We start from the raw sequence: 13,663 nt of genomic DNA, 5'->3' as shown, positions 1-13,663 counted from the left end.
CCTAATCTTTTGCTATGGCTAATCGAACGGCCTTTATCTTTAGATGGCGTTCGATGCAAAGCATTACTACAATATAAGTTATGAAAAATTACACAGCCATCGATTTATTTTGTGGTGCCGGCGGGCTGACATGCGGGCTTGAGCAAGCCGGTTTTCGTGTGCTTGCTGGTGTCGAACTGCTCGACATTGCGGCCGAAACCTATCGCCACAACCACAAAAGAACCCTATTATTGGAAGATGATATTTGCAACCTATCGCCAGCTGAAGTGATGTCGGCGTTGGGATTGAAGCCCGGCGAATTATCATTACTGGCTGGTTGTCCGCCTTGCCAAGGTTTCTCATCGCTAAGGACCAGAAACAAAAAGTCTAGTGTAGATGATCGACGTAATGACCTTGTTTTCGAATTCGTTCGCTGGGTAAAGGTGTTCCTGCCCAAATGTGTAATGTTGGAAAACGTGCCGGCACTTGCGAAAGACATAAGAATGACTAGTGCAATCGCGCAACTCGAAGACTTAGGCTATAGGATCGGCGATTCAAATTTACGTATCGACGATATTTCCGATTACGGCATCCCTCAAAGACGCAAGCGCATGATTTTTACAGCCAGCCGATTCGGCGCGGTAGAGCAACCAAAACCGGCTGAAGCCAAAACCACGGTAAAGGAGGCTATAGCCTGGTTACCGAAAGCAGGCTATAGCGGTGATCCGCTGCACGACTTACCGGACAACCGGTCTGAGAAAGTCAATAAAATGATTTCATTGGTACCTAAAGACGGCGGTAGCCGATCGGATTTACCGCTGGAATATTGGTTGGAATGCCATAAACGGTATCCGAATGGATTTAGGGATGTGTACGGCAGAATGAGTTGGAACGACGTTTCACCAACCATAACCGGCGGGTGTCATAATCCGTCGAAAGGCCGTTTTTTGCATCCGGAAGAAAACCGAGCAATTACTTTAAGGGAAGCCGCATTGCTGCAAACCTTTCCTAAAGATTACTATTTTTCATTACGCAGAGGCAAAGACTCCGCTGCGTTGATGATAGGAAACGCCTTGCCACCGGATTTTATTAGGCAACAAGGCGAAGTGATTTTGAAGCATTTGGAATCATTGAATTAGATTTTTTGCACCAATTGTTCGATTTTTGAGGCTTCTTGATGTGCATTTAGATATTCCTGATACACCCTAAATGCGTTTTCGATTAAGCCTTTATAAGTAACAATCCTGGCATTTGCACTCTGAAGCATATTTTTTTGATCTTCATCCATTGCAATATCCTTTTCGAGCAATAAGCATATATCGATAGCATCTACGGAACCATGGAAAGTATCCGGATGTTCGACAAGGAACTGCTTCACGGCATCTTTATATTTCTTCGCTTGCTTCAATAATTTGTAAAAATCCGGAGTTATTCCGGGCTTCTTGAGTTCGATAATAATCTGACGACCAGCGCTGTTCCTATAAGCGATATCAATTCTGGCACCGCTATCGGCATCGGGTCTGGCTTTCTTTAATTCAGCGGTCAATGTTAATTCCAAATGCTCGGATCCTTTAATTCTGTCCCAAGTTGGATCGAGAAGCCATAAGTGCTCGAAAAGATACTCTTGCGCGACTTTTTCGAGTTCTTTGTTATCTACGATTTTTTTGAATTTCTCTATGATATGTAGGCGATTGTTGGTTATATCCCAGTAATAGGTTTCCTCCATGTCATCTAGCGACTGAAATATAGCTTGAAATTCAGGACTCGTAACACTACTGATAGCTTCCAGTTTTGCTAATTGTTTTTTGGCTTTAAGCTTCTCGAAACCGATAATCGTGCTTCTATATAAATCCTTTTTATATTCGTCGTTTTGCTTTTGGTCTGGTGAGAATTGATTGTTATAAACACTCATTATTAATTTCTCAGCCGACTTTCTATCCCGTTTGTCGATAAGACTATTAAGCCAATCCTCAACAAACGGATTCTTATCCGGCAGATTCTCGTATCCCAAAGCCTTGCGCCATTCGTCCCATGCTCCGGCTACTCTTTGCATCTGACTTCTTAAATGACTAATCAAACCCATGAATTTCGGGTCGTTTTGTTTGATCGCTTCCCGGCTAGCCGTCGCTCTATCCACGTCATCCTGATCCAAAAAATCGGCATGAATTTCGCCGACCAAATAGCTGTTGAAATGGTCGCTGTTGCTCAGTATCGGCAGCACGTCTTCCTGGAAAACACGTCCATTGGCGAAAATCGATATTTGGTTGATGTTGGTTTCTTTTTCTTTCAGCTGTTTCGGTTTGGTAACCGAAGCGATATACCCTCGGAGTGACAATTCGGTATCGCTGGTAACGGAAGAGTCAAGCAACATAACTCTTTGTACTTTTGTATCTTTATCGACGGCGAGATTCTTACATAGTCTTAAATTCTCGTCCGCCTCGGTTCCGCCGAAACTCCAAAAAAATTGCACATCCTCATGAAATCCACGGTCGGCTACTGTGACTTTTTCACCATCGATATAAATATTAAAAGGTAGTTCAGCACTATTTCCTATAATGCTGAAGCGTCGAGCCAACCTAAGTTTTAAATTTGACTCCGTTGCCGAGGTAGTTGTCTTATTTAATTCCGACAGCTCGATCACTGTCCCGTGAGAGTCGTTGAGTTTATTGGAAGGTGTTACAGAGTTAAGCTTATACTCTTGGTGTTTATTAATGGTATTTTTTAAATCCGGCACGTTTACCGAAACCCCTAAAGCATCTTTTCCATCTTGCCTAGTCGAAATATTAACCACATCGGCTAAAGAGAACATAGCCAATTTTCCTATACCCTTTCTGCCCATAACGCGTCGCTTTTCGGTAAGCGTAAAGTCGGAAAAATTCCGCCTTGCGTAACCGACATTCAAAAATTTATTTTGCAAGTCAATTTCCGACATGCCGTGGCCATTGTCGGTAATTGTAATAATATGCCGAGTTTTATCGATTGAAATAGTCACCTCCGTAGCTTCGGCGTCGTAAGCATTGGCGATAATTTCCGTTAAAACAGCTGGTGTGCTGCTGTATAACCCTAAGCCTAAATGATTAAGCACGTTCAAATCGATTTTAAAAGCGAATTCCGTCATTAGTTTTCCTTAATAATGGCGTGTCATAATACGACTAATTTTTTAAAAAATTGTCTATTGCATTTTTTAAAGCATCTTTATCTTTCAGTTGGCATTGCCAAATAACCAAAGTTTTCCAACCCATATTGTCTAGCCGGCTAAGTATTTCCGAATCGCGTAATTTGTTCTTTTGCAGTTTAGGAAGCCAAAATTCTTTGTTTGTCGCCGGTACGCTACCGCGCTTACAGTCGTGCCCGTGCCAAAAGCAGCCATGCACGAAGATGACCTTCTTCTTACCTGGAAAAACCAAATCCGGCTTGCCGGGTAGGTTTTTACCGTGCAGGCGGTAGCGGTAACCGAGGGCGAAAACCAACTTACGGACGGCAAGTTCCGGAGAGGTGTTTTTGCTCCGGACCTTGCTCATCATTTCGCTGCGTTTTTCTATGGTAATTGTATCCAAAATAACCACACGCTAATGTTAGCGGGTCGGAATCATGCACAAAAATTGATTCAACGTCCGCTTAACGCCAAATTATAGTCATCTCATTTATGCAGTCCACTGTCAGAATTGGGTCGATTGTGTTGAAAACGGGCTCTTTTGTGAAAGGAGCTGTTTTTATAAAAATTATTACCTATTGAAAACAATAGGTTGAAAATACGAGAGTAGGAAAAATTGGCCTAAATTCACCGAAAACCGACTTTTTCAACACAATCGGTCGAAATTGATCAGTCAGCGTCTACTTTGTTCTTGATCGATTGTAAATCGCCCGAGCCCAGCCCGGGAGCCGCCACATCCTTACAGGTACCATGGTGTCAAACAGCGGCACAAATTTCCGCTTTAGTCAGCCATTCGGACGCCTTGAGATCGACCTTAGAAATAACGGATCTGCACTTTTTTTGCGCAGGTCCGTTTGATTACCAGGCCAGGCATCACATGACGATACATAGATGGACCGTGTTTGACTGCGCTGCGACACGCTCAAGTTCGGACTTAAAATCGGTAAGCTCGTCAATGACATCGTCTTGCTTCCAGCCGTCTGTGGTCGTTAACGCGTTAGGATTGGTTTGCAGGTGGTCCAATATCACGGATACCGAAGACAATACGACTGCGGCCGGAAACCAATTGGCGACTGATGCCGACCAGCCTTCTTCGCAGTCTTCAAACTCGCCGGTTTCGTCCATGTTATAGCGAACGTCAGTATCATCATAAAAGGCGCTAAGCGGGGTGACATTGAGTTTGTGAGCCAACGCATCCAGTGGCTCTTGCAGGTAGAAGACAGCGGAATGATCTTCGCCGTTGCTCTCGTAAGTTTCGCCGTTACGGATATTCAACCAAAGCGTCATACTCATCGTTGTTTCCTTGTGGTGGTGGGTAGAGAATTGAATGGGGTGTACCAATAAGCGCTGTCTTGCCGAAGTAATGGCTCGCTTTGATAGCCATAACAAAGGTATTTCTGGACTTCAAGGATTAACCGGTCCAGTGCCAGCCCAGTATCCGAAGTTCTTGGGGGCGGCAAACGGATAGACATCGATTGCGGAAACGTTGGAAAGCTTTCCGTCTCCGTCAAGCGTTCCGAAGGCTTCGATGAACCACCCCGCATTGCCACTGACCAGCACAAAGTGTCTGTATGACGTCGGAAGTTTACGGCTGGCGTTCCGCATCGGAATATGCCGCTAGGTTCAAGCCCAAGCTTGTGTGCTGCAACATACCCAGTGTTATCGAAGCTACCGAATTAAATCAGACCTATCAATTAACGGCCTGAGATATTTGTAACAGCGGCGGGCTGAAATCAAAACCGAAATGCTTAGGGTCTTCACCTATCACTGCGGCCGACACGATGTAAAACACATAATCGTAGGTTTCCAGCGGAATTTCGTATTGCTGGATGAACTTCCAAAAGTTACGGTCGCGCGGGTTGTCCGGCATTTTTTCCACCATGCCGCGCACTTTATTGTGACCGTAGTTATAGCTGGCCATTACCAATAATCCTGATGCCTGCGCTTGCTTACTGTAGATATATTTCAGGTATTTAGCGCCAGCTTGAGTGGCCTGAGCAAAGTCGAAGCGCGCGTCCTGCTCGTCGTATTCCCTGACATTCGCCAGCGGTCCGGGCGGTAAACCGTATTCCTGTCCGGTGGTGGCTAAAAATTGCCAGGCACCCTTGGCAATGCCAAAACGCGTCTCCGGCCCTATCGCCTTGGTGTCGTAATTGCTTTCCTGCAGCGGCAAATACATAAAATAAGCCGGCAGCCCTTCCTTATCCAGCGCATCCAAGACCATCACGCCATATTGGTTATCTTGCATGTTTTTAATAGCTACGCGCAACCGACCGGTGTCCTGCCAGTTCTTGATGTATTGCCGCACCTGGGTGACAAACTCGTCCGGCAATTCCAACTCGCTTTCGCCGAAACCCCTGACCACGCGGGTGATCAACTCGCGTTCGTATTGTTCATCGGTCGGAAAGCTCAGGCGCAGAAAATCGATTTCCTTTAGATACTCCTGATATTTGGCTTTCATCAGTTTCAGCTTTTGCCGTTCCTCTGCTAAGCGTTTTTTCTCTTCCAGAATTTTTGCCTGCTCGGCTTTGATGCGCTCTTGCGAGACTTTTAATTTTTCGTCCTTTAATTCTTCAAAAGCTTTGGCCAAGGACTCGACATTCTCCGCCAGTCGCATGTCGGCTTGCGACAAACTGACTTCCAAGGTTTTTACGTCGTAAAACATATTGATCGCCAGCTTGCGGGCATTGTCCAGCGCCAGATATTGATAAGTCACCAAGCCGGCGGCTATCACAAACAAGATTCCCAAGGACCAAATCAGTTTTTTGTAATTTTTGGTTCTGACCGTTCTGTCCTCGCGGATCACCCGCCGCACCATGCGGGTGTAATCGCCCATATCCGCAGATTCTTCATCGGACAGCAGGCGATTCTTGATGGCATCGGCCGATAAGTTCTGCTGCGGTTTGGGAGGTGGGGCTTTGGGCTGATTTAAAACAGGCGTTGGCGCGACGGCAAATAAGGTGGCATCGTCTTTGGGGGTGGGCAAAACGGGTTTTACATTCGCGGAGGCGATTTTTAGTTCAAACGGCGAAACACCCAGGCCCAACAACACCGGCAAATGCAACTTGGTTTTAGCAGCCAGCCGTTGTTTGTCCAGATACACGCCGTGCGTGCTGTTTAAGTCATACCCCCACCAACCATCGGACTCACGCTTGATTTCCAGATGATGCCGGCTTATGGATTGATCGTTGACAACCACCGAATTCTCTTGGGCACGACCAACACTGAAACTGTTTTCGAACGCATAACTGGCGATCACTTGTCCGCTGATATTCAGTAACTCAACCAGAAGCGTTTCCGGCTTGGCCAATACGGTGCGATCAGCATCCGCTTCCGGTGCTTTAAACGGACTGACTCCCATGAAAACGGTTTTATCGTCTTCCATCAACTTGCCTCATCGCTACAGCGCGCCTACGCCAGGTCTGCTTATCAGTCTGTAATCGAGTCTCTAGCGAATACACGCATTAATCGCCTGTTGTTATCGGTGATGGCACCATACCGCCTTAACGCCGGCAAGTTTGGTTTCGCCAGTGCCGAGCAAGCATAGCCCAACAATGCGTATCGTGGTTATTAGGCCTTGCGCGCGGCTATGGCCTGGCTGAGTTGATACACTGCCATCGCATATAGCGGGCTATGGTTGTAGCGCGTGATGACATAAAAATTATGTAGACCCACCCATAAATCTTCCCCCACCTGTTGCTGGTAAGCCAGCAGCTTGACGGTTTCGCTAGCGGCTAATTGTGCAGGAACATCCACTCCAAGGCGGCGCAATTCGCCGACAGTTGTGTCAGGCTTAACGCCCTTGCTTAGCGCTTGCCTGTGGGCATCGCCGCGCGCACTGACCGGGTAAGTCACAGCCCCGCCGGGTCGCCATTGGTTGCGCACGAAATAGTTGGCCACGCTGGCTATGGCGTCGGCGCTATTGGTCCAGATATTGCGTTTGCCGTCCAGATCAAAGTCCTTGGCATAGCCGCGAAAACTGCTGGGCATGAATTGCGGCAAGCCCATCGCACCGGCATAAGAACCCATAGGTTGCAACGGGTCCATATGCTCTTCGCGCGCCAACACCAGGAATTGCTCCAGTTCTTTCAGGAAGAACTCGCTGCGCGGCGGATAGGCAAAACCCAAGGTCGCCAACGCGTCAATCACCCGGTATTTTCCGGTATGCGCGCCGTATTTGGTTTCCACACCGATGATGGCAATGATGATTTCGGCCGGCACGCCGTATTGGCTTTCCACGGTTTTCAAAGCTGCTTCGTTGTCTTTCCAGAACTGCACCCCGCCAGCGATCCGGGCTTCGGTCATGAAGATTTCGCGGTACTGAAACCAGGGCTTACCTTCCGCCGGTTTGGACATCGCATCCAGAATGGGCTGCTGGATTTGCACAGCCTTAAACAGGTTTCGCAATTCAGCTTCGTTGAAATGCTGCTGTTTGACCATGTTGTGGATAAATTGCTTGAAACTGTCGGTTTCAGCGATTTCAGCAGATGCCGAACCAGCGGCGAACAACGTGGCTGCCAATAGCCAGCTGAATATATTCTTATTAATTTTCATAAGCCAATTAGACGGGTAGTAATTTACGGTGGGTATGGATAGACATCAGGATACCGAAGCCGGCCATCAGCGTTACCATTGAAGTGCCACCATAGCTGATCAACGGCAACGGCACACCGACTACCGGCAACACGCCGATCACCATGCCGATATTCACGAAGACATACACAAAAAAAGTGAACGCTAGACTGCCGGCCAGCAGGCGCGAGTAGGTATCCTGAGCTTGCACTGCGATATAAAAACAACGGCTGATGACCAATAAATACAAAACCAGCAGACCAACGCAGCCGAACAGGCCAAACTCCTCGGCAAACACCGCAAAGATAAAGTCCGTAGAGCTTTCCGGCAGAAAATCCAGCTCCGCCTGGCTACTGCCCAGCCAGCCCTTGCCGTTTATCCCACCGGAACCGATGGCGATCTTGGACTGGATGATATGGTAACCGGCGCCCATCGGATCGGCTTCCGGATTCATAAACGTCAATACTCTATTCCGTTGGTATTCGCGCATGAAGTGCCACAGCACCGGTGTCAGAGACGCCAGCAAAGCCACAATGCCCAGCATGAACCACCAGGATAAGCCGGCAAAGAACAATACCGCCGCCCCGGAGCTAGCAACCAGTAACGAGGTACCCAAGTCCGGTTGTTTAGCGATCAGCAAAACCGGCACGATCAAAAGCGTCGCCGCGCCTAACACGTGCTTGGGCTTGGGCGGCAAGGCGCGCTCCGATAGATACCAGGCCACCATCATCGGCGCGCTGATTTTGGTAAATTCGGAAGGCTGAAAACGAAAAACACCCAGATCCAGCCAACGCTGAGCACCCATACTGATCTGCCCCATCACCGCCACCGCCAGCAGCAACAGCACGCACACCGTGAACAAGGCCACCGAAAAACTTTGGAAGCGCCGTGGGTTGATATGTGCCAGCACAATCATCAATAAAATGGCGAAACCCATACGGGTAGCGTGCCGAATCAACAAGGGCACCTCTTGCCCGCCCGCGCTGTATAAAATCACGAAACTGGCCGCGCAAATCAATAACAAACCTATAAAAAGCGGAATATCGATATGCAACTTTCGGAGCAAATTACCGAGCAGCGACGGCGGCTGGAATTGTTCGTTGCGCATTTCGTTTCTCATGGCTGCGCCTCCTTTTTCTGATTCAGATAGGCATCGATAATTTCGCCGGCGATAGGCGCCGCTACGGAGCCGCCGTGACCGCCGTGCTCGGCGATAATCGCCACCGCGATTTGCGGATCGTGGACCGGCGCAAAGGCTATGAACAAAGCATGGTCGCGCATTTTAAAATCGATGGCGTCCTCGTTGTATTTCTCTTCCTGCTTGATGGTAAAAACCTGCGCGGTGCCGGTCTTGCCGGCAATTTGATAGGTAATGGCCTTGGCCAAGCGGCCGGCGGTGCCCCGCGATCCGTGCACCACGTTGGTCATACCCCTGATAATGTTATCGACGTTTTGAGTTTTCAGCGGAATCAGCGCATCGGCTTTGCCGCCGATCAAGTCGGCATAGTCGGCGCTGATAATACTGTGCACCAGATGCGGCGTAATGACCTTGCCGTAATTGGCCAAAGTCGCAGTCGCGTGTGCCAATTGCAGCGGCGTCGCTTGCGTGTAGCCTTGGCCGATCCCGGTAATCAGGGTTTCGCCGGGAAACCAGGCCTGACTGCGGTAATGTTTTTTCCATTCCTTGGACGGCATCAAGCCGTCAACTTCACCGACCAAATCGATCCCGGTTTTCCGGCCGAAACTGAACTTGTCCATGAACGCATGCATTTTATCGATGCCTAGCGCCAGCGCCAGATCGTAGAAATAGACGTCGCAAGACTGGGTAATCGCGTCGTTCATATCCACCATGCCGTGTCCCCATTTTTTCCAGTCCCGGTATTTGTGGTCAACATTCGGCAATTTGTAATAGCCGGGACAAAACAAGCGATGGTTGAATTCAGTCACACCGTATTCCAGACCGGCCAAGGCCAAAAACGGTTTCACCGTCGAGCCGGGCGGATACTGGCCACGCAAGGCCCGATTATAGAGCGGCTGATCCGGCGAATCCTGCAAGGCCTTATATTCTTTGCCGGAAATCCCCGATACAAACGGATTAGGGTCGAAACCGGGCCTGCTGGCGAACACCAGTACGCCGCCGGTCTTGATCTCAATCGCCACCGCCGCGCCGTTATACTCAGACAACGCATCGTAGGCGATTTTTTGTAGGTCGATGTCCAAGGTCAGATAGATGTTGGACCCGGCTACCGGCTCCACCGTGGCCACGGTATTCACCGCCCTGGCCTGGGCATTGGTTTCTATTTCTTCATAGCCGGCGGTACCCAGCAGATGCTCCTCGTAGGTTTTTTCGATGCCTGTTTTACCGATGTGATTAGTACCCCGATATTTCGCTAACGGCAAGGTTTGCATTTCCTTCTCGTTGATCCGGCCCACGTAGCCGACCACATGAGAAGCCAAATCGCCGTAAGGGTAATGCCGTACCAAGCGGGCGTAGACATCGACGCCGGGAAAATACGGTCTGACCACCGCGAATTTGGCGACTTCTTCGTCACTCAGATTCTGCAGTAACGGCGTGCTGGTAAAGGATTTGTTGCGCTTACGCTGCTTTTGAAACAGATCGATTTTTTCTTCGGAAATGTCCAGCAGCTTTTGCAGTCTGACTAGCGTGTCGTCCAGATTTTCGATCTGTTCCGGAATCAGTTCCAAACTGTAGGTGGGCACGTTTTCCGCGAGCATTCGGCCCTTGCGGTCGTAAATCACACCACGGGTGGGCGGCAGTGGCGAAATTTTGATGCGATTATCCTTGGATAGCGTCGCATAGTGCTCGTGACCGACCACCTGCAAATACACCAAGCGCACCACCAAACCGGCGATCAAAAACAGGATCAAGATAAACGCCGCGACGATGCGGCTCAGGAACAAGCGGCTCTCCGCTAGCGGATCCTTGATGGCGAATTTTCTATCCATGCCCCGTTAAAAGATGCGCGCCATCACCCGGATATAGCGCAACACCACAAACACCAGCGGCCATACCAAAGTCCCGGATAACACCGGATACCAGAACGACAGCGACAAGCGGTTGCCGGCTTGCATGCTTTCCGTGCCGAAAATAATGCTCTGCGACGCAAACAAACACAAAAACACAAATAAGCATTGCTGCACCATCGGAAATTGCCGCAAACGCCGATGCTCGTTGATACTGAAATAGCAAATCAGCGCATAGATCAAGGCGTACTGGCCCAGCAAGCGACCGGTCAACACGTCAGTCAACAAGCCTATCGACCAGGCACTGAATACGCCAAACCGTTCCGGCAAGGCAATGGACCAATAAATCAACACCAATACGATCCAGTCCGGATTGAATACATCCATACTGGGAAACAGCGACATTACCCGCAGCACCATCGCCGCGCCTATGGTAGCGATGAAGTAAACGGTGGCGGCAAAATCAAGGCGCGACATGTTCTGCATCCTTGGATTCAGGTTCGACCGCGGCTTTCGCCGACTCCCCTAGCACAACCGGGGTGGAGTGGCTCCAGACGATCAAAAACTCGCGGCTTTTATCCAATTCCGCCTTTGGCGTGGCGTAAATATTGGCAAAGGATTTGTCCGGCCTGGCTTCGAACTTATCCACTACCGCCACCGGATAACCGGCCGGAAACACCCCGCCAAGCCCAGAGGTAACCAACAAATCACCCGGCACGATATCGGCGTTATTCGCCAGAAACGGCAAATGCAGACGGTTGGGTTGGCCGGTACCGAAAGCGATGGTACGCAAACCGTTGCGGTTGACCTGTACCGGGATGGCATGGTCGGGATCGGTGATCAGCATCACTTCCGAGCTGGACGGTAAGGCCCGCACCACCTGCCCAACAATACCGTTGGCATCCAAAACAGGTTGTTCCGGATGCACGCCAAAACGGGAGCCTTTGTTGACCACCACCGTATGTTCGTAAGGCGCCAGTTTTACCGAAACCAGTTCGGCTACCAGCACCTGCTCGCCAAGCTGAAAGGAGTTTTCCAGCAACATCCGCAGACGAGTGTTTTCCTTTTCCAAGGCCGCGAATTTCAATAATTTCGCATCGTTGACGAACTGAGCTTCTTTCAAGCGGCGGTTTTCTTTTTGCAGCTCCACAAAAGAAATGACCGTTCCGGACACTGTCTGGTAAAAATCCACCGGCAGACTGGCCAGCGACTGTAATGGATAAGTGAACACCGATAACAAGGAGCGCAACCGGTCCAGACGCTCGCTACGATAATCAATCACTAACATCGAAATTGATACCAGCAATGCCACCAGTAAACGGGTATTAAGTGAAGGGCCTTTGGCAAATAAGAGTTTTATGGCAAACCTCTAACAATCAAGACCGGCGTCAATTGACGCGAAAGTAAGCATATGGACTTCCGCTTCAAGGCACTTTCATCGCCGAGCGGCACAAATTTCGTAGAAAAGGCCGCTGTAGCCGCTTTTCGCGATTACAGCGGCCTTTTAGAGATACTTCAGCTCAGCGCTTATTCCAGAGAGAACGCCGACGCACCTTTCGAATCCAACATTTCCAACACCATACCGCCGCCTCTCGCTACACAAGTCAAAGGATCATCGGCAATGTAGACCGGCAAGCCGGTTTCTTCGGAAATCAAACGATCGATGTCTTTTAACAATGCGCCACCGCCCGTCAACACAATACCGCGACTGGCCACGTCCGCACCCAGTTCCGGCGGAGTTTGTTCCAACGCCACTTTCACCGCGCTGACTATGCCGGATAATGGTTCTTGCAAGGCTTCCAGAATTTCATTGCTGTTCAATGAAAAGCTGCGCGGCACGCCCTCGGCCAGATTACGGCCGGTGACCTGCATCTCGCGCACTTCGCTGCCGGGATAGGCCGCGCCGATTTGATGTTTGATTTTTTCGGCTGTTGCTTCGCCGATCAAGGTGCCATAGTTGCGGCGCACATAGCTGATGATGGCATCGTCGAAGCGATCGCCGCCAATTCGGACTGAGGCGGAATAAACAATACCGTTCAAAGAAATGACCGCCACTTCCGAGGTGCCCCCACCTATGTCCAAAACCATGGAGCCATGCGCGGTATCCACCGGCAAACCGGCGCCAACAGCAGCGGACATCGGCTCTTCGATCAAATACACTTCTCTAGCACCCGCCATGGCCGCCGATTCACGAATCGCGCGGCGTTCAACCTGGGTCGAGCCGCAAGGCACGCAGATCAAAATCCGCGGACTGGGCCGCAACAGCTTGTTTTCGTGGACTTTTTTGATAAAAAACCGCAGCATGCGCTCGGTGACGGCGAAGTCCGCAATCACGCCGTCTTTCAACGGCCGAATAGCGGTGATATTACCGGGCGTGCGGCCCAACATGCTTTTGGCATCCGCCCCGATAGCAGCGATGGTTTTTTGGCCGCGAATTTTGTCTTCCTTGATCGCCACCACGGAAGGCTCGTTGAGTACGATTCCCTGGCCTGGAACATAAATTAACGTATTTGCCGTACCCAAATCGATCGACAAATCATTGGAAAAAAGGCCACGAATTCTTTTAAACATTGTAAGCAGTACCCTAAGCGCACACGGAAAATCCCACTACTTTAACAATCAAGCAGGTATTTGAGCAAGATATAAAGTATCATAGTTTTACTAAGAAAACCTGGAGTTAGAAGAATGTCGTTAACGGCGAATGACGTTAAAAAAATCGCTCACCTGGCAAGGCTGGGCATTGCTGAACAAGATGTCGAACACTATGCAAAAGACCTATCGGGCGTACTGGAATTAATGACCCAGATGGGCCAGTTAAATACCGACGGCGTGACACCAATGGCGCATCCCTTGGATCAAATGCAACGTCTGCGCGAAGATGCGGTGACAGAGACCGACCAACGCGACCATTTCCAATCCATAGCCCCGCAAACCGAAGCCGGATTGTACCTGGTTCCGAAAGTCATCGATTAA

12 protein-coding genes are annotated in these 13,663 nt (G+C 49.6%); 2 read left to right on the top strand and 10 right to left on the bottom strand.

The features are described 5' to 3' along the window. The first annotated feature begins 80 nt into the window (after positions 1–80). Positions 81–1,118 carry a DNA cytosine methyltransferase gene (locus G006_RS0118560; RefSeq protein WP_020484729.1) on the top strand — a complete coding sequence of 346 codons (1,038 nt, stop codon included), beginning with the start codon at positions 81–83 and terminating at the stop codon, positions 1,116–1,118. Here G006_RS0118560 and G006_RS0118555 read toward each other — a convergent pair. From G006_RS0118555 to G006_RS0118505, 10 genes are all read right to left on the bottom strand, one after another. Further along, positions 1,115–3,097, bottom strand: a complete 1,983-nt coding sequence (locus tag G006_RS0118555) for a BbrUII/HgiDII family restriction enzyme (protein ID WP_020484728.1) — start codon at positions 3,095–3,097, stop codon at positions 1,115–1,117. The two genes, G006_RS0118560 and G006_RS0118555, sit on opposite strands and share 4 nt — an antisense overlap. A gap of 34 nt (positions 3,098–3,131) precedes the next feature. Continuing rightward, on the bottom strand, positions 3,132–3,545 hold the full coding sequence (locus tag G006_RS0118550) for a very short patch repair endonuclease (protein ID WP_020484727.1): 414 nt from the start codon (positions 3,543–3,545) through the stop codon (positions 3,132–3,134). Positions 3,546–4,006: 461 nt separating this feature from the next. Then, complete coding sequence (locus G006_RS0118545; protein WP_020484726.1) at positions 4,007–4,426, bottom strand: hypothetical protein; 420 nt, start codon at positions 4,424–4,426, stop codon at positions 4,007–4,009. 397 nt (positions 4,427–4,823) lie between these two features. Then, positions 4,824–6,518, bottom strand: coding sequence for an FHA domain-containing protein (locus G006_RS0118535; protein ID WP_020484724.1), 1,695 nt, complete (start codon positions 6,516–6,518; stop codon positions 4,824–4,826). Between the two features lie 185 nt (positions 6,519–6,703). After that, on the bottom strand, positions 6,704–7,687 hold the full coding sequence (mltB, locus tag G006_RS0118530; RefSeq protein ID WP_020484723.1) for a lytic murein transglycosylase B: 984 nt from the start codon (positions 7,685–7,687) through the stop codon (positions 6,704–6,706). A 7-nt stretch (positions 7,688–7,694) separates the two neighbouring features. After that, entirely contained in the window at positions 7,695–8,825 is a 1,131-nt protein-coding gene (rodA, locus tag G006_RS0118525; RefSeq protein ID WP_020484722.1) for a rod shape-determining protein RodA, read from the bottom strand. Continuing rightward, a complete protein-coding gene (mrdA, locus tag G006_RS0118520) occupies positions 8,822–10,672 on the bottom strand; it encodes a penicillin-binding protein 2 (RefSeq protein WP_020484721.1) in 1,851 nt (616 codons plus the stop codon). The genes rodA and mrdA overlap by 4 nt, the downstream gene beginning before the upstream one ends. A gap of 6 nt (positions 10,673–10,678) precedes the next feature. After that, positions 10,679–11,167 (bottom strand): rod shape-determining protein MreD, encoded by a 489-nt coding sequence (gene mreD, locus G006_RS0118515; protein ID WP_020484720.1) that lies wholly within the window; start codon positions 11,165–11,167, stop codon positions 10,679–10,681. Next, positions 11,154–12,050: a rod shape-determining protein MreC gene (gene mreC / locus G006_RS25945; RefSeq protein WP_081607973.1), complete on the bottom strand. Its 897-nt coding sequence runs from the start codon at positions 12,048–12,050 to the stop codon at positions 11,154–11,156. The genes mreD and mreC overlap by 14 nt, the downstream gene beginning before the upstream one ends. A gap of 167 nt (positions 12,051–12,217) precedes the next feature. Next, complete coding sequence (locus tag G006_RS0118505; RefSeq protein ID WP_020484718.1) at positions 12,218–13,261, bottom strand: rod shape-determining protein; 1,044 nt, start codon at positions 13,259–13,261, stop codon at positions 12,218–12,220. Positions 13,262–13,375: 114 nt separating this feature from the next. On the opposite strand from G006_RS0118505, the gene gatC reads away from it, so the two are divergent. Beyond that, positions 13,376–13,663: an Asp-tRNA(Asn)/Glu-tRNA(Gln) amidotransferase subunit GatC gene (gatC, locus tag G006_RS0118500; RefSeq protein ID WP_020484717.1), complete on the top strand. Its 288-nt coding sequence runs from the start codon at positions 13,376–13,378 to the stop codon at positions 13,661–13,663.

This window comes from Methylomonas sp. MK1 (genome assembly GCF_000365425.1).
In the GTDB taxonomy this organism is placed as follows: domain Bacteria; phylum Pseudomonadota; class Gammaproteobacteria; order Methylococcales; family Methylomonadaceae; genus Methylomonas.
The sequence above is the reverse complement of the archived record's forward strand: the minus strand, read 5'-3'. Positions and strand labels throughout refer to the sequence as shown.

Excerpts from the sequence above, each read along its gene's own strand:
- G006_RS0118545 (WP_020484726.1), bottom strand. The coding sequence starts at position 4,426 with ATGAGTATGACGCTTTGGTTGAATATCCGTAACGGCGAAACTTACGAG.
- mrdA (WP_020484721.1), bottom strand. The coding sequence starts at position 10,672 with ATGGATAGAAAATTCGCCATCAAGGATCCGCTAGCGGAGAGCCGCTTG.
- G006_RS0118505 (WP_020484718.1), bottom strand. The coding sequence starts at position 13,261 with ATGTTTAAAAGAATTCGTGGCCTTTTTTCCAATGATTTGTCGATCGAT.
- mltB (WP_020484723.1), bottom strand. The coding sequence starts at position 7,687 with ATGAAAATTAATAAGAATATATTCAGCTGGCTATTGGCAGCCACGTTG.
- G006_RS0118535 (WP_020484724.1), bottom strand. The coding sequence starts at position 6,518 with ATGGAAGACGATAAAACCGTTTTCATGGGAGTCAGTCCGTTTAAAGCA.
- G006_RS0118560 (WP_020484729.1), top strand. The coding sequence starts at position 81 with ATGAAAAATTACACAGCCATCGATTTATTTTGTGGTGCCGGCGGGCTG.
- rodA (WP_020484722.1), bottom strand. The coding sequence starts at position 8,825 with ATGAGAAACGAAATGCGCAACGAACAATTCCAGCCGCCGTCGCTGCTC.
- mreD (WP_020484720.1), bottom strand. The coding sequence starts at position 11,167 with ATGTCGCGCCTTGATTTTGCCGCCACCGTTTACTTCATCGCTACCATA.
- gatC (WP_020484717.1), top strand. The coding sequence starts at position 13,376 with ATGTCGTTAACGGCGAATGACGTTAAAAAAATCGCTCACCTGGCAAGG.
- G006_RS0118555 (WP_020484728.1), bottom strand. The coding sequence starts at position 3,097 with ATGACGGAATTCGCTTTTAAAATCGATTTGAACGTGCTTAATCATTTA.